Below are 18,034 nucleotides of genomic sequence, written 5' to 3' on the forward strand. Positions count from 1 at the left end.
GTAAAGTCCGCTGTGACATAAGCGGTTTTTGTATTTGATTCCAGTGCGAACAAGGGAATTTGAATTGTCCGGATCTAAATCGCCTTTGGGTTGTTCGCACTTTATGGTAGAGTGGTTGTCACGTTTTGAACCAATTTATTTTTGAACAGGTGATATCATGAGATATTCTATGCTCGCCATGGTGGGGGCAACCGTCGCTGCCTGTAGCGCTGCAAGCGTTACTCCCGACATCGAAAAGTTCAGCGATGCTGTGGCCGCGGCCATTGTCGCCGAGAACAAGAACTTCGACGAAGTTACTTTCGGAAAGAAAGTCGCCAAGGCACGGCGACTGGACCTCGTGGCCGTGGGAGCGGAGTACCACAGTTCTGATGCCGAGACTTGTTTGCATAAAAAACCCGCGCTCCGGGCGGTTCAGAAGGACTTTGCCAAAGTCTGCAGGATGATCGCCAAGGATGCCAAAGGGCGGAAGGTTGCAACGGTGTACGATACGGCAATGGTGCAGGAAACTGCGGCTTACATTGCGCCCGCTACCGATAAGAAAACGGCGCAAGCTTTCCATGCAAATGGGATCCGGAACGATCTCGATGCCTATGCAAAGGCGCTCAAAGCTATGGCTGAGAGTAACAATGCAGCAGACTTGCAAACGTCCGCTGCCGAGGCGATTGGTGCCGCTGGCGGATTGGTGGACGCGGTTCGTGCCTCCGAAAAGTTTACCGGTGAGGGGGGAAGTGCCAAGAAGCTGTCTGCTGTTTCCGAAGTCGTGGGGCTGGTGGCCAAGGAACTTGCCGAAGCTGCCAAGTATCGGAAAATTCGCAGCGTGGTAAAAAGCGCGGATCCCTTTGTTCGCAGGGCTTCTGTGCAACTGGCTTTGATCGCCTACGAAAGCGAAAAGGAAGGTCTCGAGACAACAGCGGCACTTTTGACAACTGCGTTGGAGGATTTCGACGCCGGAACCGAGGCCGGACTGGCGGCAATTGAAAAGGCCCACAAAGATATCGTCGAAGCCGACGAGAAAGCCAGGTACCGGATTTATTCCGACATCGGCCGCACACACGCGGCTATTTTGAAGAGCCTCACCAACGGAGGCTCGCTTGAAGATTTTCAAGAAGCGCAATCGCGTATCGTGGCCCTGCTAGAGGCCGTGAACAAATTGTAATTTAGGAGAAATTTCATGAACCAGAGCGTTATTCCCGAAAACGAATTCGACAAACTACTGCATCTCGTGGAGATCCTTCGAGGCCACTTTTCCAAGATCTACAGCAAGTCCGAACGTGAGCTCATTCGGTTGCGCCGAGCCCGCGACAGAGAGGGCTTCGATGCGCTGAAGGCAGTGCGTGCCGAGATGCGGCGCGAATACGATGAGGCGCTCGATTTGATCGCGGAAAAGCTCATCACACCGGAGCAACTGATGAAAACACGCAAGAAATTGCGGGAGGCTGCGGACAAGGCCTACAAGTTCCTGAAGGACATCAAGGAGATCAACGCGGGTCTAGAAGACTTTAAGAAAGCCGCGGAGTTTCTCAGCAAGCTTGTCGGCGATCTTAGAGTCTTCCTGTAGCGCTTGCCTTGCTGGCTCAACGCCTGTCCAGCGCCCGGGCGATCAAGGTGTTGAAATCTTCGGTCGTGTGCACCTCGGCCACCTCTTCGGCGGTGACGGTGATGCCCCATTTGGACATGGCGTCATACCGTGGTTGGCGGTGGGCGAGGGCCTTGGAGTAGGTCCAGCGCACGAAGGCGTTGGGGTCGACTTCGTCTTCGCCGATATCATTTTCGGCAAGGTATTCGCTCCAGCGGGCTTTGAGGAATTCGGGTTTGTAGAACATCGGCTTGGGCGCCTTGTCAAAGCGGCGTGCCAGTTCATCGGCGTGGGCGTCCGAGCCTTTGATCCAGACCATCAGGGTGTTTTTCGACAGCGCGGTCATGACCGGATCGTTGGGGTCATCCGCGTCGACCACCTCGCAGATGGACCCGCCGGTGTCGCAGACGAAATGGTCATAACCATAAAGGTCCTGTGCGCGGTTGATGAAATGCACGGTATCCAAGAGGGCGGACACTTCGGCTGCGTGGTGCTGTTCCTGACGGCGCATGTATTCGTCAAACGGGACCCCGCCAAGATCGGGGTTGCCCGGCTTGCCAAGATAGGTCGACAGGGGCGCGAGGTTGTCGAAAGTGATATTCGAGCCGATGTAGATCGAATCCGACATCAGCAACTCGCGCAGGAACGGGTTTTTCATGGCTTCGCGCTTGGCGTTGTCGGCGATGAACTCGCCCATGTAGCGGGTGCCGATCCGGTAGTCGATCGAGTAGTGGAACCATTCGCCGCTGTCGCGCAGCATGTTCGAGACATGGGTCTTGCCAAGGCCCGACATGCCAAACAAAAGCACCTTTTTGCGGTCGGCCGCCTGCCAGTCCTGCGCGGAAGTGTAGATCATTGCCCGGTCCTCAGAGATTTCCGCATTTTGGTAGCGGGCCTCTTCGAAAGGGTCAAATGGGAATCCGACATCCGCGTGTGTGGGATCGTCGCGTTTGGGCCTAGCTCTTCTTGTGTCCGGGCAGGGGAATGCGACCATCAAGCACGAGGAGGCCAAGTGCAAGGATGCCAAAGCCTGCGAAGGCGCGCATCTCAAGGGCCTCGCCAAGGACGAAGGCGCCAAGCACGATGGCGAAGGGCGGTATGAGCAGTGTCACGAGGGACAGGTTGCCGCTGCCAGCCATGTCGAGCACCCGGTAGTAGAGCAGGTAGGCGCCCGCCGTGGCGATCAGCGCGTAATAGGCCAGTGCGGCATAGGTCGTGGCCGAAAGCTGCATCTCGAAGGGGCCATCCACGGCCCAGGCCAGCGGCACGGCGATCAGCGCCGAACAGGTCAGCATACCCGCCGCCGAGACATGCGGGGCGAGACCGGCAAGGTGTTTGCGGGCCCAGACGGCCGCCAGCGCATAAGACAGCGGCGCGCCAAGCGCGGCAAGCTGGGCAAGGCTGCGCGGATCGAAATGGCGGATGGCGTCGATGCCGATGGCGGTTGCAACGCCTGCGAAACCGATCAGCACACCGGCGAGTTTGCGGCGGCTGAGCCGTTCATCCGCAAAGAACAGCGCCGCCGCCAGCACCCCGAAAGGGGCCGTGGCCGCATTAAAGATCGAGGCAAGGCCGCTTTCGATGTGAAGCTGGCTCCAGTTCAGGAGAGAGAAGGGGATGAGGTTGTTCAGAAGGCCCATGACCATGAAGGCGGTCCACGTCCGCAGGTCCCGCGGTACCGGCAATCGCAGCATCCTGACAGCCGCCCAGAGCACCAGCGCGGCCCAGAAGGTCCTATGTGCCACGGCGGTCAGAACCCCGACTTCGTTCAAGGCCAGACGGGCCGCAAGAAACACGCCCCCCCAGATCAGGCCAAGCAGAAGCAGTTCGATCCAGGCGCGCGGGGAAAGCGAAGTTTGGGTAACATCAGTCATGCGGGCGGTGTAGACGGGTTCGGCAGACCCATCACTCCGTTTCTTGCGCAAAGAAAAAGCCCCGCCGACTGGCGGGGCTGGCCTGTATCGACGATCCTTCGTATCAGTCGAAGTGATAGGTGATTTGGAAACCCGCGGCCCAGGCATCGTTGCCCGTGAAAACGCCACCGTTGTCTGTTATAGCATCACCGATATCGATATAGCTGACACCGAGTGAGAACTGAGTGTTTCCAGACGTATAGGTTCCGCCGATACCGACGCTTAGGAAGCCGTCAGATGGTCCGAGATCCGACACCGTTCCACCTTGGGATTCTTCGTAGCTTACTTGAATGGCGCCAGAGAATCGTTCGGAGAACTTGCGACCAACACCCAGCGTATAGGTGATTGCGTCGTCGTCGTAGCTGACGAGCGTGCCCGCCGGAGAGCCGCCCGGATAGTTTGGCGAGGTCAGGGCAAAATTGGACCAATCGACCCAACGGATGCTACCGAACACAAGCGTGTTGGCAGCAACGCCTGTCTGGAAATCCAGATTGAGTGATTGCGGTGTTTCGATGTTCGCTGAATGAGTGGAGGGTCCAGCCAGAACCTGTAGCTCTGTCAAATTCAGGGTCTGTTTGATGCTCGAATTATAGGTCAGTGCAACGCGTGCGGCGATTTCTGGTTTCTCCCAGGCAACACCGACGATGTAGCCAAGGTCCCAGGGCTTGTCCGAAGACGTCGTATACCCGGCGGCGGGAACGGTAATTTGAGCCTCGGCTGTTTGCAGGCGCAAGCCGCCCAAAAGGCTGAAGCCGCCGTCCAGTTTGTAGCGAAATAGGCCGGTAAGAGCCTGGGTATCCGCTTCCGCGCTCAGCACGCCCAGCGGGGAAGAACCGGTGCCTGCCGGTGTGCCGCTCAGGTAGTATGCAGCATCATATTCGACATGGGCGCCGTAAGGCTCGTCATAGATCAGCGCGACATCCAGCTTGTCATTCAATGCCTGCTTATACCCGAAATGAGCATTGCCATAGCTTTGGCCGACGTCTCCGGTCGAGCTGCCGTCTACCAGGCTTGTGCCGGACAAGCTGGGATCGACGTAGCGATACCGAAGCTGGAACGCGTCGCCTTCTTCAAAAATCAGGTTGATTCCCTGCCCGGAACGGTCCAGGCCGCCCGCGAGCGCGGTGCTTGCCGATAAGACGAGCCCGCAGGCCGCCAAGGACAGGCGGCAGTTTTTTGTGGTTTGCATGTATTCCTCCCTAGTAGTCCGGGAAGAAAATCAAATTGGCTGATTTTGCGTCAATTTGTCACCCAACGTAAAGATTGTGCCTTACCTAGGGGAATTGTTGCAAAACCGTTACATGTTCCCTTAGGGAAGCCACCTATTTGCGGGTTTCATTCAGGATATTCAGGTAGTTGCCGCCGAAAATGAGAATGGCCCCGATCAGAACGTAGATGTCCAGCGGCTCTGAATAGAACAGCATTCCGACAACGGCGATGGCGGGCAGGCGGGCGAAATCGATGGGCACGACAACGGTTGCGGGCGCGAGGGTGAGGGCTGTTGTCAGGCAGAAATGCGCGATCAGGCCGGCAAAGCCGATGAGGATGAGCCACGGCACGCTTTGGGCCGAAGGCAGGGCGATGTCCATGTCCCAGCCAGCAAAGATGATACCGAAAACGGCCTGCATGGTTGTGAGGTAGAACAGGATGCAGGTGATGGTTTCGGTGCGGGTCAGCCGCTTGGTCAGCATGATGGAAAAGGCAAACCCGATGGCGGAGAGCGCCGCGGTGACAAGGCCCGCGTTGATCGGTGTTGCCCCGGGGCGGGCAACGATCAGGATGCCGATGAAACCGATCAGGGCGGCCAGTAGGCGCATGCGCGTCAGGCGTTCCCCCAGCACCAGCGGCGACAGGACGATCACCCAAAGCGGCGAGGTGAATTCAAGCGCGAAGACCTGCGCCAGCGGGATAAGTGTCAGCGCATAGAACCACAGGTTCTGGCCCGCAAAATGCGCCGCGTTGCGGGTGAGGTGCAGCCCCAGCGATCTGCGGGTGATCTGGCTTTGCGTTCCTGCAAGGAAGGTCACGGTAATCACCACGATGACACCGACAAAACTGCGGTACATCATGATCTCGAAGGTATCGAGTTCAAAGGCAACCGCCCGCCCGGCAATCGCCATCGAGGAAAAGGACAGGATCGCGCCGATCATCCACAGCGCGGCTTTCAGCGTATTGCTCATTCCGCCACCGCGCAGCAACCGGTCAGTAGGATCGGGGTTTGCCCGCGCTGGGTCAGGACATGGGCTTTAAATGGCCATGTATCAGCGCCAAGGGCGCATGTTGCCTTGTCGACCAGCAGGATCGCCGTGTCGAATTCGGCAATCAGCGTATAGGCGCGGGGCCAGTCATGCCCTTCGGCGATGCTGGACTGCGGCACATCGAAACGATCGCTGCGCTGGAAGGTGAAGCTTGCGCTGTCTTCGGCGAGAGTGAGATCCCAATCCGGTCCCACGCCCTCGCAGGTCAGGGGAGCGTCCGCCCCTGCAGCCCCTGCGACGAGGGTTGCGCCCAATACCACTTTCCTGAACATCACCCGCTCCCTGACGACTGCTGCATTCTTGGGGCAAGGCTGCAGAGTTTTCTAGAAAATTCTTCAGTCTGAAATTCTTCGAGAAGAATTTCAGGGTTCCGAAAAAAAGAAAAGCGCCTCTGTTCAGGAGGCGCTTTCAATCGTTATTCCCACTCGATGGTGCCCGGAGGCTTCGACGTGATGTCATAGGTGCAGCGGTTGATGCCCTTGACCTCGTTGATGATCCGCGTGGCGGTTTCGCCAAGGAATTCGTGGGTGAAAGGATAGTAATCCGCGGTCATGCCATCGACCGAGGTCACGGCGCGCAGGGCGCAGGCATAGTCGTAGGTGCGGCCATCGCCCATGACGCCAACGGTGCGCACCGGCAGGATTGCGACGAAGGCCTGCCAGATCTCGTCGTAAAGGCCGTGCTTGCGGATCTGGTCGATATAGACCGCATCCGCTTCGCGCAGGATGTCCAGCTTTTCACGGGTGATTTCACCGGGGCAACGGATCGCAAGGCCCGGTCCGGGGAAGGGGTGGCGGCCGATGAACGACTGCGGCAGGCCCAGCTCGCGGCCCAACGCGCGAACTTCGTCCTTGAACAGCTCGCGCAGCGGTTCGACCAACTTTAGCCCCATTTTCTCGGGAAGGCCGCCGACGTTGTGGTGCGATTTGATCGTCACCGAAGGGCCGCCGGAGAAGGAAACCGATTCAATCACGTCAGGGTACAGCGTGCCCTGGGCAAGGAATTCAGCACCGTCGATGGTGTTGGCGTGTTTCTGGAACACGTCGATGAACAGCTTACCAATGGTCTTGCGCTTGGTTTCCGGATCGGACTGGCCTTCCAGTTCGCCAAGGAACAGCTCGGTCTCATCGGCGTGGATCAGCTTGATGTTATAGTTGTCGCGGAACATCGAGACCACTTCTTCGGCCTCGCCCTTGCGCAAAAGGCCGTGGTCCACGAAGACGCAGGTCAGCTGATCGCCGATTGCCTCGTGCAGCAGGATCGCGGTGACCGAGGAATCCACGCCGCCCGACAGGCCACAGATCACGTGGGAATCCCCCACCTGTTCGCGGATCGTCTTGATGGCTTCCTCGCGGTAGGCGCCCATGGTCCAGTCGCCGGTAAAGCCCGCAAGCTTGATGAAGTTCTCGTAGAGTTTCGCACCGTTCGGGGTGTGGTGCACCTCGGGGTGGAATTGCACCGCATAGAAATGGCGCTTGGTATCGGCGGTGATCGCGTAGGGCGCGTTCGGCGAGGTGCCATAGACCTCAAAGCCCGGGGCAATTTCGCTGACGTGGTCGCCGTGGCTCATCCAGACCTGTTCGTCGCCGTCTTCGAACCAGCCCTTGAGAATGTCGAGTTCGTTTTTCGGGGTCACATAGGCACGGCCGAATTCCGCGGTGCCGTGGCCGCTTTCGACCTTGCCGCCGAGCTGGTGCATCATGACCTGCTGGCCATAGCAGATGCCAAGGATCGGAACGCCGTAGTCGAAGATTTCCTGCGGCGCGCGCGGGCTGCCTTCGCGGGTCACGCTGTCGGGACCACCCGAGAAGATGATCGCTTTGGGCGCCATCTCGCGGACAACGTCCATGGTGACGTTCTGATAGGGGTGGATTTCGCAATAGACGTTCAGCTCGCGCAGGCGGCGCGCAATCAGCTGCGTGACCTGGCTGCCGAAGTCGATGATCAGGAGGCGGGCATGGGATTTGTCTGACATGAGTGCCGCATAGGCCAGTGTGGTGATTTTCGCAAGAGATGAAGAGCGTCACAGAGGCGGAGAGACAGGTTTTTGTTGCCAAGACTTGTTCCGCGCCATTAGCGTCGCGGATTTATCAGCCACGGATCACGGCAGGGAGAGCAGGAATTGGTTATCGGGATCGAAGGCGCGGCGCTCAATCTGGCGCTTGCACTGTTTTGCGGAGCGTTGATCGGATCGGAACGCCAGGTGCGCCAGCGCATGGCCGGATTGCGGACAAATGCTCTCGTTGCGCTGGGTGCCGCCACTTACGTTGTCTTCTCGCAGTTGTTTCCCGACGAGGTGAGCCCGACACGGGTTGCCGCGCAGGTGGTCTCTGGCATCGGGTTCCTCGGCGCGGGTATCATTTTCCGGCACGGTTTTACGGTGCATGGCCTCAATACGGCCGCAACACTGTGGTGTTCGGCAGCGGTTGGGTTGATTGCCGGGGCGGGCTATCCGGCTTTTGCTGTTCTGGCGACGGGGCTGGTGGTGTTCGTGAACCTTGGCCTGCGCCCGCTGGTGAAATGGCTGAAACGCAAAACGCGGGCGGGCATTCCCCTGTTGCTGGAATACCGCGTGATCGTGGATTGCGAGACCGAGAAGGAAAGCGATCTGAGGGCGCAGGCGCTGCAGCTTTTGTCAGGGCAGGGCGTTCAGATCACAGGTTTCGAGAAGTGCGACAGTGTGCGCAGCGGCACCGAAAGGCTCTCGGTCAGCATCTCCGTGGTCGAGAAGAGCGAAGACGAAATGAACAGCCTGATTGCGCCCCTGATGCTGGCCCCCGGTGTTGTGGCGATTGCGTGGGAATCGTCGGTCGAAGAGTAGCCGGGGCAGGGGGAAATCGCGCCAAGGTCGCTGGAATACCCCCTGAATGTCGCTTTTCAACTTCAATGGCCGTTATCTTTCTCTGGCTTTGGGGCCGGCACTTGTATCACGGTAGGGGAAAGAAACGCTTTTTGGTGAGGAAAGCACATGACTGAAGCGCGAGCACGTCGTCGGAGCCGTGGTGGTGGAGGCGCAGCCCGCCGCGCCGAACGCGGCGCTGTCTCCTTTGAGACCGCAAAATACATCGAACGCAATATTCCGAACTTCGAGGTTCTGAACGAAGAAGCGATCGAGACCATCGAGTACAACGCTGAAACCGTACTCGAAGAAATCGGTGTCAACTTTGTTGACAATCCGGCGGCGCTTGAACGCTGGAAAAACGCCGGTGCCGACGTCAAGGGCGAACGCGTCCACATCCCGCGCGGCCTGGCCCGCGAGTTGATCAAGACCGCCCCGTCGCAATTCACCCAGCACGCCCGCAACCCCGCCAAATCGGTGGAAATCGGTGGCCGCAACCTGGTTCTGGCACCGGTCTATGGCCCGCCCTTCGTGCGCGATGCCGCCGGTGGCCGTCGTTACGCGACCATGGACGACTTCAACAAGTTCGTGAAACTGGCCTATATGTCGAAATGGCTCCACCACTCGGGCGGTACGGTTTGTGAACCGACCGACATTCCGGTGAACAAGCGCCACCTCGACATGCTGATGGCGCACATGATCCTGAGCGATAAGCCGTTCATGGGCTCGGTCACCGAACCCAGCCGTGCGCAGGATTCGGTCGACATGGCGGGCATCCTGTTCGGTGAAGACTTTGTCCAGAACAACACCGTGATGACCTCGCTGACCAACATCAACTCGCCGATGACCTTCGACGACGTGATGATGGGCTCGCTCGAAGTCTATGCCCAGAACAACCAGGCCTGCATCATCTCGCCCTTTATCGTCGGCGGCGCGATGGCACCGGTTTCGGTTGCTGGTACCCTGACGCAGGTTCTGGCCGAAGTTCTGGCCGGTGTGGCCTATAGCCAGGTGGTGCGCCCCGGTGCGCCCGCGATCTTTGGCGCCTTCGTGTCGTCGATCGACATGGGCTCTGGTGCGCCGACCTTCGGCACCCCAGAAGCCTCGCTCGTCACCTATGGTGCCGGTCAGTTGGCCCGTCGTCTGAACCTGCCGTTCCGTTCGGCCGGTTCGTTCTGTGGCTCGAAACTGCCCGACGCACAGGCGGCGTATGAAACCGCCAACTCGCTCAACATGGGTCTGATGTCGGGTGTGAACTTCATGCTGCACGCCTGTGGCTGGCTGGAAGGTGGCCTTGTGGCCGACTTCGAAAAGTTCGTTATGGACGCCGACCAACTGGGCACGCTGCACGGTCTGGCCAAGGGTGTTCCCTATGACGAGGACGCGCAGGCCATGGGCGCGATCCGCGAAGTTGGTCCAGGTGGCCACTATCTCGGTTGTGACCACACCCAGGCCAACTTCAAGACCGCGTTCTGGAAGTCGGACCTGCTGGACTACAAACCGTTCGAGACCTGGGAAGAAGAAGGTGCGCGCGACACCCGCCAACTGGCGACGAGCCGTGTCGAGAAACTTCTCGCAGACTACCAGAAGCCGGAAATGGACGCTGGTATCGAAGAGGCCCTGAACGAATACGTGGCCAAGAAAAAGGCGTCCATGCCGGATTCGATGACCTGAGGCGCTTCTGCCCTATACCCTTTGGCGAGAGGCGCGCATCAATTGCGCCTCTCCCATCATCGCAATAAGTGTGTCTACATGTGACACAAGCGAATACCCAGCATCCCCCTTGCGGCGTTGGTCATTCAGTTGCGCTTCTTTCTCCATCAATGACATAAGGGCGACTGCATTTCGCGGCAGCTTGCCATAGCCGAAATGGCGTTGCAGATGCTCGGTGCGGCTGTAGCCGTCTACGCCGGCGCGGGCGGCCCGGATCAATAGGCGGGGGCGTTTCAGCGTGTTGAGATGGCCAAGGATATCTTTCATGAGTGTGTGCCTCCAACAAAGAGTTTTTTCTGACGGAGGCAATCACGAAAGCACAACCTAAGCGGGTGTTGCGTGAATTTGATTCCCGCGAACTCAGGGTTTCGTCACTGTTCATAAAATCGAAACAATGCTGTTCCCAGCGGACAACCGTTAACTTCCAGGTAAGGAATCGTTTTTAGTTTTGTGGATAGGTATGGGGATAACTCTTGGGTAACTGTGGGTGTCATTCTGACCTTTTCGAGGCTGTCATACATGCAGTCTAGAAGGACATTGGATCGGCTGCCTCAGTGGATACCGCAGGATGTTCTCCGGTATCTGGAGCATACTGAAACGGGTGTCTCCATCCGGTCCTTGGCGCGCCGCTCGGCCGCGCATCCCTCTACGATTTCAAGGCAGATCAGGCGTCTGGAATGCCGCCGGGACGATCCCTTGGTGGATGCCATGCTGATGCGTCTGGCAAACGGTTTGTACTTCCGCGTTGATAGTTCAGCCCGCGAGGAGATCCAGACCATGCACCATGCCGATACAGACACTTTCCTTCCGAATTCCACGACCTTCGATGCCGAGGCCCAGCGCGTGTTGCGCCGTCTTTGCGAAACGGGGGCCGTGTTGGCCGTGGCGGCCGACATGGACAAAGCGGTGGTGGTTCGTGAAACCGGCGAAGCCCAGACACGAACGGCCGTTGTCGCGCGCGACATTGTCGAGGCGCTGGCCCTGAAAGAATGGATCACATGCCCTTCGCCTGGTCGAATTTCCCGTTATATCATAACCTCTTGCGGGCGATCTGCCCTGAACCGGATGATGGCGGAGGCCGAAAGCAAGGCCGTTGGGTTTGCCGAGGCGCAGGCCGTCTTTGATGGTGCACCGGACCTTGCGATGGGGGAAGTGATCGCGCAGCGGTTCTCCGCCGCGGACTCACCGCTGGCCGCTCTTGCAAGGCGACGGGATCGGGATGGCTCTCCCTTCCTGAATGACGCACAGGTGGCGGCAGGTGAGCGCCTGCGCGAGGATTTCGAACTGGCGCAACTCGATGCCGAAACCGCGCTGGACTGGTACCAGATCCTGACCGATCACGAGACCCTGAAACAGGCAGAGCCTACACGCACTGCAACCATACCGGGGCAGGCAAGTCAGCGTGTTGTCGGGGCACTGCAAGAGTTGGGGACGGGGCTTGCGGATGTGACGCTCAGATGCTGCTGTTTTCTTGAGGGTCTGGAGAGCACCGAGAAGCGTTTGGGCTGGTCTGCGCGCTCCGGCAAGATCGTTCTGCGCATCGCGCTGACGCGGTTGAGTGAATATTATCGTTCACAAGCAGGGCAGGCAGGGCATATGATCGGGTAGGACCCTCCTTGGGTTTATCGCTTGAAGTTTTGAGCCAACAGCGAGCGAAGGGGCGGCGCACATCTGTTGCGCCGCCCAACACATTCTCCGCTTTGCGTTGCTGCAAAAAGAAACGGTCCGTGCATGAGGCACGGACCGTTCAAACTTTCCGGATGTCGCAAGACTTATGCGACGTCTGCCTTGGCCGCTTTCAGGTGGTCCATCAGGTTTTCCGGCGAGGAGACACCATAGGGGTCTTCACCGTGGTTGTCTTCCAGGCCGGGCTCTTCGAACCATGCTTCAACAACGCCGTTGTTGACGATGGCGGCATAGCGCCACGAACGTGCACCAAAGCCCAGGTTGTCCTTGGCGACCAGCATGCCGATCTTGCGGGTGAATTCGCCCGAACCGTCCGGGATGACCTTGACGTTTTCGAGGTTCTGCGACTCGGCCCATTTGTTCATCACGAAGCTGTCGTTGACCGACATGCAGTAGATTTCGTCGATGCCCAGCTCAGCGAATTCGCCGGCCATTTTTTCAAAGCCCGGCAGTTGGTAGGTCGAGCAGGTGGGGGTGAAGGCGCCCGGCAGCGAGAACAGGATAACGCGCTTGCCAGCAAAGTAATCGTCCGAGGTCATGTCCTGCCAACGGAAGGGGTTGGGGCCGCCAACGGCTTCGTCGCGAACACGGGTTTTGAAGGTCACTGCGGGGACTTTTACGCCTGTATGCATCGGGGGATTCCTCATGAGAAGATTGCAATCGCGGGGTGTTTAAAACGATTCTAATTTCGGTGCAATCCGCCTTGCGGCCGAGGTGACGACTTTCCGCATGGTCGTTGTGTGGGCGGTGGACAGCGGGCTCATTAAACAGTTAAGAAGATGCATATTTACGCAGGCCGCTCACCAAGAGCCGGTTCAAATTAACTTTTTGTAAACCACGTTTTCTTAAGGAATTCTTATGCCTACAATCGTTTCGTCTTCCAGTAATACATTTTCAATCAACTACCATATCTCGTATGACACGCTTTTGGTTGCACGCACGGCGAACGTCATCGTGTCGACGACGGGGCTCCCCGCGATCAATGCCGCATCAGGCAATGATGGCCGCATTATCATCGTTGAGGGTCTTATCGTGTCTTCACGATACTATGGGATCGAATTGGGCGACATCACCGATCCGAGCCTTGCGGTGGATAACACTGTCATTGTCACCCAAGACGGCAGCGTGACATCAGAGCTCACGGGCATCTCGGTTTATGCGGAAGATTCCGATATCAGCGTGCAAGGCAGCGTCTATTCCACTAGCTTCTATGGTGTCAGTCTGGGTGGCGATGGGTCTCGCCTGACGAACACCGGCACGATCGAGGGGTACGAGGGGGTCAGAATTTCCCAGACCGCCGACGTGATGAACCGCGGGTTTGTGACAGGTTCGAATGCCGGTCTCGGACTGGGCGGGTCTTCGGACAACTCCAACATTGCAAACGAAGGCACAATTTCTTCGGCATCCAAGGGGATCAGTAATTACGGAAAGAATGTCAGTGTCCTCAACACAGGGGACATTCTGGCAGGTGTGACCGGCGTTCAGAGCGATGCCAGTGGATTCGAATTGGTCAATGCCGGGAAAATCCTTGGGGAAAGCAGTGGCGTTCAACTGTCGGGTGACGACAATTACCTCGCCAATTCCGGCACGATCGAGGCCGGGACAACGGCGATAAACCATGTATCGGGACTTGGGCTGGAGGTGAAAAACACCGGCACGGTCATTGGTAACGACTGGGCGTTTTACGGGATTTCGAGCGAAGATATTGTCCTGCGAAACCTTGGTGACATGATCGGGGACGTGCGCACCGGGGACGGTGCCGATCTCCTTCGCAATGCCGGGGACATTTCGGGGAACGTGTTTCTGGTGTCGGGCAACGACATCTACCGTGGCGGCCTTGGTTCGGTGGATGGAAAAGTCGATGGCGGCAAGGGCAACGACACCCTGTATGGCGGCAGGTCCAATGATGATCTGATGGGGGCAGAGGGAAGCGATAGTCTTTTTGGTAAAGGCGGCGAGGATACTCTGAACGGCGGTATCGGCACCGACCTGCTCAATGGCGGTAAAGGACAGGATCATTTGTTGGGAGGAGGGCAGGCCGACGACATCTACGGCGGCATGGGAGATGACACGCTCTATGGCGGAGGCGGTGCCGACCTGCTTGCCGGCGGACGCGGTGATGACGTGCTGAGCGGTGGGGCTGGCGCCGACATCTTTGTGTTCAACCGCGACGCTGGCAATGACCTCATCGCTGACTTCACCAATGGTCAGGACCGGATCGACTTGAGCAGCTTTGGCATCGAAGTCGCCAACTTTCCTGCCGATCTGCTTGCCGCAGCCTCCGATCTCAAATCCGACTTCACCCTGATCGACCTTTCGATGCTCGGAGGGGATGGGGCGATCATCATCAAGGGGCTGGATTTCTCTTTGCTTGGGGCCAGCGACTTCATTCTCTGACACCCTGCCAGAGGCACGGTCATAGCGGCTATGCGTCTCTGGCCCTTCCTGTACGGTCAGGCTATGCTAAAGGAAACGGAAGCAATGTTGACCGAAGGGAAAGCCCGTGCGTGATCTGAAAATCCCCGAACAGCGCCATCCTGAAAAAGCGCATCGTCCGGATAACGCCCAGCCCAAGAAACCCAAGTGGATTCGGGTCAAGGCACCAACCGGCGAAGGGTATAACGCAACGCGCCGGATCATGCGGGACAACAAGCTGGCCACTGTCTGTGAAGAGGCGGCCTGTCCAAACGCCGGCGAATGTTGGAGCCAGGGTCACGCCACCATGATGATCATGGGTGAGATTTGTACACGCGGCTGCACCTTCTGCAATATCGCAACCGGAAAGCCGGACGAGCTGGACCAGTTCGAGCCGGGCCGCGTGGCCCATGCGGTTCAAAAACTTGATCTCAACCACGTGGTGATCACCTCTGTGGATCGCGATGACCTCAAGGATGGGGGTGCAGATCACTTTGCCCAGACCATCCGCGCCATTCGCCACCGTAGCCCCAAGACCACCATCGAAATCCTGACGCCGGATTTCCTCAAGTGTGATCCTTCGGTTCTCGAAATCGTGGTCGAGGCCAAACCGGACGTGTTCAACCACAACCTTGAAACCGTTCCGGGCCTCTATCCCACCGTGCGCCCCGGTGCACGGTATTTCCATTCCCTTCGCCTCTTGCAGCGCGTCAAGGAAATGGACCCGTCGATCTTTACCAAGTCGGGTATCATGGTTGGCCTGGGCGAGGACAAGCAATCGGTTGGGCAGGTCATGGACGACATGCGCGCCGCCGACATCGATTTCCTGACCATCGGCCAGTACCTTCAGCCGACCCCGAAACACCACCGCGTCGATCGCTTTGTGACGCCCGAGGAATTCAAGGCCTATGAAACTGCGGCCTTTGGCAAGGGGTTCCTGATGGTCTCCTCGACGCCGCTGACCCGCTCGTCCTACCACGCAGGCGACGATTTCGCGAAACTTCGCGAGGCGCGCAACGAAAAGCTGGGTCAGGCCTGATTTGGCGGGGCGCGTTTAGCGCCCCATCTTGTTGACGGTGGCCCAGGCGGGCCAGCCGATCCATTTCTCTACCGCCACCAGCGCCAGACACAGCGCAATCACCACGAACACGAGGATAACCCGCTTTTCCGAAGGTGGGTTGCGTGCCCATCGGGCCATGCGCATGAGGTGGCGCAGGTTCATTCGGTAAAGCGCACTTTGCCGATAAAGGGCAGGTTTCGGTTGCGTTGGGCAAAATCGATCCCATAGCCGACCACGAATTCATCCGGGATCGAGAACCCGATCCAATCGGCCTTGATGTCCGCCTCGCGCCGCGACGGTTTATCCAAAAGCGCAATGGTGCGCAGCTTGGCAGGATTGCGCGACTTCAGAAGGTGCAGCACGTGGGTCAGCGTGTGGCCTGTGTCGACGATGTCTTCCACCACCAGCACATCGCGGCCTTCGATCTCGCCGCGCAGGTCCTTGAGGATTCGCACCTCGCGACTTGATTCCATCGCGTTGCCATAAGACGAGGCCTCGAGGAAATCCACCTCGACCGGCAGGTCCAGCTCGCGCACCAGATCGGCGATGAACACGAATGACCCGCGCAAAAGCCCAACAACCACGAGTTTGTCGGTCTCCTTGTATTCCTGGGCAATTTCCCCGCACAGCTCTTCAATCCGCGCTGCAATCGACTTGGCCGAGATCATCTGGTCGATGACATATGGACGCTCTGACATAAGACCCCCTTGATTTTCCGGCCCGAGCATACGAAATGAGCCGCCACTGTCACGTGAAAATGGGGCGACATGCCGACCCACTCTGAAACCCGCACCCTGCCTTATACCGCCCAGCAGATGTATGATCTGGTGGGGGATGTGGCCTCCTATCCGAAATTCCTGCCGTGGTGCGCCGCGTCGCGCATTCGCAGTGTCACGGATGAAGGCGACGCCAAGGTGATGCTGGCCGATCTGGTGATCTCTTTCAAAGTCTTCCGCGAGCGTTTCGGAAGCCGCGTCACCCTGAAGGACGCCGAAAAGAGCATCATCACCGAGTACCTCGACGGGCCGTTCAAATACCTCAAGTCGACGTGGGATTTCACAGATGTCGAAGGCGGCTGTGACGTTTCCTTCTATGTTGATTTCGAATTCAAGAGCGCGATCCTTCAGGGTGTGATCGGGGTTGTCTTTAACGAGGCCATGCACCGGATCGTGCGGGCCTTCGAACAACGCGCGGCGGCCCTTTACGGTCCTGCCTGACACGCTAAGGTGGCCTCTGACCGACCGGAGGCCATCCATGATCACCCAATCCCTCGCCGATTTTATCGCCAACCCGCCCGAGGCACCCCATGCCACGCGGCATATGATGGCCTTGTCGCTTCTTGACTGGGTGGCCTGTGGCATGGCCGGAGCCGGTGAGCCCGTGTCGCGGATTACAAGGGACATGGTGTCCGAAGAAGGTGGCGCGGCGCAGGCCCATATGTTCGGCGCATCCGGCAAGGTGCCTGCACGGGCGGCGGCGCTTGTGAATGGCGCCACATCCCACGCGCTTGATTATGACGACACGCATTTTGCCCATATCGGTCACCCGTCGGTGGCCGTGCTTCCTGCGGCGCTGGCCCTGGCGGAAAAGCTGGGGGCATCAGGAGAGGATTTTCTGCGATCCGCGCTTATCGGTGTCGAAACCTCGGTCCGCGTCGGCGTCTGGCTTGGGCGTGACCACTATCAGACTGGATTTCACCAGACAGGAACCGCAGGGGCCTTTGGCGCGGCAGCGGCGGCGGCGCATCTGCTGGGGTTCGATGCCGCCAAGGTGGCCGCCACGCTGGGCCTGACGGCGACGCGGGCCTCTGGTCTGAAGTCGCAGTTCGGGACGATGGGCAAGCCCTATAACGCTGGCCTTGCGGCGGAGAGTGGGGTCGAGGCGGCCTTGCTGGTCGCCAAGGGGTTCGAACCCAATCCTATGGCACTGGAAGCTGCACAGGGGTTTGGGCCCACCCACGCCGGACAGGCTCTTGAAGGCGCGCTGGACGGGTTGGGCGAGGACTGGCTGTTCGACAGCATCAGCCACAAGTTCCACGCCTGCTGCCACGGTCTGCACGCCACCCTCGAAGCTCTGGCGGGCATGAACCGGCCCGCGCCAGAGGATGTTGAAAGGGTTGCGATCACCACGCACCCGCGCTGGATGACCGTCTGCAATCAGCCGGACCCGACCACAGGGCTTGGGGCCAAGTTCTCGTATCGGATGGTTGTGGCGATGTCGCTGACTGGCCATTCCACGGCAGCCCTCGACAGCTATTCCGATACCCTTTGCGCCGATCCGGCGCTGGTGGCCCTGCGCCAGCGGGTTGAGGTCACGCCGGATGAGGACGTTTCGGAAACCGAAGCGCGGTTGCGCCTTACCCTGAAGGACGGAACCGTTCTGACCGCAGCGCACGACCTGAATGCGCCCATGGCCATGTCAGATCGCGAAGCGCGGTTGAAAGGCAAGGCGGCGGCTCTGATCGGCCCCGAGACCGCGCAGGCGCTTTGGGGGATCATCGAAGTCGGGGCCAATCCTAAAGAGATCGGCAGCTTCATCGCTGGCTGAGGCAAAGCAAAAAGGGCGGCCCAATCA

The 18,034-nt window shown here is 58.7% G+C and carries 19 protein-coding genes; 9 read left to right on the plus strand and 10 right to left on the minus strand.

The features are described 5' to 3' along the window. The first annotated feature begins 169 nt into the window (after positions 1-169). Both NNA36_RS08835 and NNA36_RS08840 read left to right on the plus strand, forming a co-directional pair. The gene (locus tag NNA36_RS08835) at positions 170-1,156 is read left to right on the plus strand and encodes a hypothetical protein (protein ID WP_255106444.1); all 987 of its coding nucleotides are present in this window, start codon (positions 170-172) and stop codon (positions 1,154-1,156) included. Positions 1,157-1,171: 15 nt separating this feature from the next. Then, a complete protein-coding gene (locus NNA36_RS08840; protein ID WP_255106446.1) occupies positions 1,172-1,558 on the plus strand; it encodes a hypothetical protein in 387 nt (128 codons plus the stop codon). Positions 1,559-1,574: 16 nt separating this feature from the next. Here the strand turns inward: NNA36_RS08840 and NNA36_RS08845 are convergent, their stop codons facing one another. The 6 genes from NNA36_RS08845 to guaA form a co-directional block, all read right to left on the minus strand. Continuing rightward, positions 1,575-2,432, minus strand: a complete 858-nt coding sequence (locus NNA36_RS08845) for an ATPase (protein ID WP_255106449.1) — start codon at positions 2,430-2,432, stop codon at positions 1,575-1,577. A 100-nt stretch (positions 2,433-2,532) separates the two neighbouring features. After that, entirely contained in the window at positions 2,533-3,450 is a 918-nt protein-coding gene (locus NNA36_RS08850; RefSeq protein WP_255106836.1) for a DMT family transporter, read from the minus strand. Between the two features lie 103 nt (positions 3,451-3,553). Next, positions 3,554-4,678, minus strand: a complete 1,125-nt coding sequence (locus NNA36_RS08855) for an OmpP1/FadL family transporter (RefSeq protein ID WP_255106451.1) — start codon at positions 4,676-4,678, stop codon at positions 3,554-3,556. A gap of 133 nt (positions 4,679-4,811) precedes the next feature. Then, positions 4,812-5,669, minus strand: a complete 858-nt coding sequence (locus NNA36_RS08860) for a DMT family transporter (RefSeq protein ID WP_255106453.1) — start codon at positions 5,667-5,669, stop codon at positions 4,812-4,814. Beyond that, positions 5,666-6,019, minus strand: a complete 354-nt coding sequence (locus tag NNA36_RS08865) for a hypothetical protein (protein ID WP_255106455.1) — start codon at positions 6,017-6,019, stop codon at positions 5,666-5,668. The genes NNA36_RS08860 and NNA36_RS08865 overlap by 4 nt, the downstream gene beginning before the upstream one ends. A 143-nt stretch (positions 6,020-6,162) precedes the next feature. Further along, on the minus strand, positions 6,163-7,722 hold the full coding sequence (guaA, locus tag NNA36_RS08870) for a glutamine-hydrolyzing GMP synthase (protein WP_255106457.1): 1,560 nt from the start codon (positions 7,720-7,722) through the stop codon (positions 6,163-6,165). A gap of 147 nt (positions 7,723-7,869) precedes the next feature. Between guaA and NNA36_RS08875 the strand changes: the two genes are divergently transcribed. Both NNA36_RS08875 and NNA36_RS08880 read left to right on the plus strand, forming a co-directional pair. Continuing rightward, positions 7,870-8,568, plus strand: coding sequence for an MgtC/SapB family protein (locus NNA36_RS08875; protein ID WP_255106459.1), 699 nt, complete (start codon positions 7,870-7,872; stop codon positions 8,566-8,568). Between the two features lie 147 nt (positions 8,569-8,715). Further along, the gene (locus NNA36_RS08880; RefSeq protein ID WP_255106461.1) at positions 8,716-10,260 is read left to right on the plus strand and encodes a trimethylamine methyltransferase family protein; all 1,545 of its coding nucleotides are present in this window, start codon (positions 8,716-8,718) and stop codon (positions 10,258-10,260) included. Between the two features lie 12 nt (positions 10,261-10,272). Here NNA36_RS08880 and NNA36_RS08885 read toward each other — a convergent pair whose 3' ends face one another. Further along, entirely contained in the window at positions 10,273-10,566 is a 294-nt protein-coding gene (locus NNA36_RS08885) for a DUF6477 family protein (protein ID WP_255106463.1), read from the minus strand. A gap of 441 nt (positions 10,567-11,007) precedes the next feature. Here NNA36_RS08885 and NNA36_RS08890 point away from each other — a divergent pair, with 441 nt between their 5' ends. Next, positions 11,008-11,907: a DUF6456 domain-containing protein gene (locus tag NNA36_RS08890; RefSeq protein WP_255106465.1), complete on the plus strand. Its 900-nt coding sequence runs from the start codon at positions 11,008-11,010 to the stop codon at positions 11,905-11,907. A gap of 164 nt (positions 11,908-12,071) precedes the next feature. Here NNA36_RS08890 and NNA36_RS08895 read toward each other — a convergent pair whose 3' ends face one another. Continuing rightward, a complete protein-coding gene (locus NNA36_RS08895; RefSeq protein ID WP_255106468.1) occupies positions 12,072-12,617 on the minus strand; it encodes a peroxiredoxin in 546 nt (181 codons plus the stop codon). 226 nt (positions 12,618-12,843) lie between these two features. Between NNA36_RS08895 and NNA36_RS08900 the strand changes: the two genes are divergently transcribed. Together NNA36_RS08900 and lipA are read left to right on the plus strand one after the other, a co-directional pair. After that, a complete protein-coding gene (locus NNA36_RS08900; protein ID WP_255106471.1) occupies positions 12,844-14,382 on the plus strand; it encodes a calcium-binding protein in 1,539 nt (512 codons plus the stop codon). Between the two features lie 106 nt (positions 14,383-14,488). Continuing rightward, the gene (gene lipA, locus NNA36_RS08905) at positions 14,489-15,439 is read left to right on the plus strand and encodes a lipoyl synthase (RefSeq protein ID WP_255106473.1); all 951 of its coding nucleotides are present in this window, start codon (positions 14,489-14,491) and stop codon (positions 15,437-15,439) included. Between the two features lie 15 nt (positions 15,440-15,454). Here the strand turns inward: lipA and NNA36_RS08910 are convergent, their stop codons facing one another. Both NNA36_RS08910 and hpt read right to left on the minus strand, forming a co-directional pair. Further along, the gene (locus NNA36_RS08910) at positions 15,455-15,622 is read right to left on the minus strand and encodes a hypothetical protein (protein ID WP_255106476.1); all 168 of its coding nucleotides are present in this window, start codon (positions 15,620-15,622) and stop codon (positions 15,455-15,457) included. Next, a complete protein-coding gene (gene hpt, locus NNA36_RS08915) occupies positions 15,619-16,158 on the minus strand; it encodes a hypoxanthine phosphoribosyltransferase (RefSeq protein WP_255106477.1) in 540 nt (179 codons plus the stop codon). The genes NNA36_RS08910 and hpt overlap by 4 nt, the downstream gene beginning before the upstream one ends. Before the next feature lie 69 nt (positions 16,159-16,227). Here hpt and NNA36_RS08920 point away from each other — a divergent pair, with 69 nt between their 5' ends. Beyond that, a complete protein-coding gene (locus NNA36_RS08920; protein WP_255106480.1) occupies positions 16,228-16,677 on the plus strand; it encodes a type II toxin-antitoxin system RatA family toxin in 450 nt (149 codons plus the stop codon). Positions 16,678-16,714: 37 nt separating this feature from the next. Further along, complete coding sequence (locus tag NNA36_RS08925) at positions 16,715-18,007, plus strand: MmgE/PrpD family protein (RefSeq protein ID WP_255106482.1); 1,293 nt, start codon at positions 16,715-16,717, stop codon at positions 18,005-18,007. Positions 18,008-18,034 lie beyond the last annotated feature (27 nt).

This window comes from Shimia sp. CNT1-13L.2, from assembly GCF_024331145.1.
Taxonomy (GTDB): Bacteria; Pseudomonadota; Alphaproteobacteria; order Rhodobacterales; family Rhodobacteraceae; genus Shimia.

Excerpts from the sequence above, each read along its gene's own strand:
- NNA36_RS08835 (WP_255106444.1), top strand. The coding sequence starts at position 170 with ATGCTCGCCATGGTGGGGGCAACCGTCGCTGCCTGTAGCGCTGCAAGC.
- NNA36_RS08840 (WP_255106446.1), top strand. The coding sequence starts at position 1,172 with ATGAACCAGAGCGTTATTCCCGAAAACGAATTCGACAAACTACTGCAT.
- NNA36_RS08845 (WP_255106449.1), bottom strand. The coding sequence starts at position 2,432 with ATGATCTACACTTCCGCGCAGGACTGGCAGGCGGCCGACCGCAAAAAG.
- NNA36_RS08850 (WP_255106836.1), bottom strand. The coding sequence starts at position 3,450 with ATGACTGATGTTACCCAAACTTCGCTTTCCCCGCGCGCCTGGATCGAA.
- NNA36_RS08855 (WP_255106451.1), bottom strand. The coding sequence starts at position 4,678 with ATGCAAACCACAAAAAACTGCCGCCTGTCCTTGGCGGCCTGCGGGCTC.
- NNA36_RS08860 (WP_255106453.1), bottom strand. The coding sequence starts at position 5,669 with ATGAGCAATACGCTGAAAGCCGCGCTGTGGATGATCGGCGCGATCCTG.
- NNA36_RS08865 (WP_255106455.1), bottom strand. The coding sequence starts at position 6,019 with ATGTTCAGGAAAGTGGTATTGGGCGCAACCCTCGTCGCAGGGGCTGCA.
- guaA (WP_255106457.1), bottom strand. The coding sequence starts at position 7,722 with ATGTCAGACAAATCCCATGCCCGCCTCCTGATCATCGACTTCGGCAGC.
- NNA36_RS08880 (WP_255106461.1), top strand. The coding sequence starts at position 8,716 with ATGACTGAAGCGCGAGCACGTCGTCGGAGCCGTGGTGGTGGAGGCGCA.
- NNA36_RS08885 (WP_255106463.1), bottom strand. The coding sequence starts at position 10,566 with ATGAAAGATATCCTTGGCCATCTCAACACGCTGAAACGCCCCCGCCTA.
- NNA36_RS08890 (WP_255106465.1), top strand. The coding sequence starts at position 11,008 with ATGCTGATGCGTCTGGCAAACGGTTTGTACTTCCGCGTTGATAGTTCA.
- NNA36_RS08895 (WP_255106468.1), bottom strand. The coding sequence starts at position 12,617 with ATGCATACAGGCGTAAAAGTCCCCGCAGTGACCTTCAAAACCCGTGTT.
- NNA36_RS08900 (WP_255106471.1), top strand. The coding sequence starts at position 12,844 with ATGCCTACAATCGTTTCGTCTTCCAGTAATACATTTTCAATCAACTAC.
- NNA36_RS08910 (WP_255106476.1), bottom strand. The coding sequence starts at position 15,622 with ATGAACCTGCGCCACCTCATGCGCATGGCCCGATGGGCACGCAACCCA.
- hpt (WP_255106477.1), bottom strand. The coding sequence starts at position 16,158 with ATGTCAGAGCGTCCATATGTCATCGACCAGATGATCTCGGCCAAGTCG.
- NNA36_RS08920 (WP_255106480.1), top strand. The coding sequence starts at position 16,228 with ATGCCGACCCACTCTGAAACCCGCACCCTGCCTTATACCGCCCAGCAG.
- NNA36_RS08925 (WP_255106482.1), top strand. The coding sequence starts at position 16,715 with ATGATCACCCAATCCCTCGCCGATTTTATCGCCAACCCGCCCGAGGCA.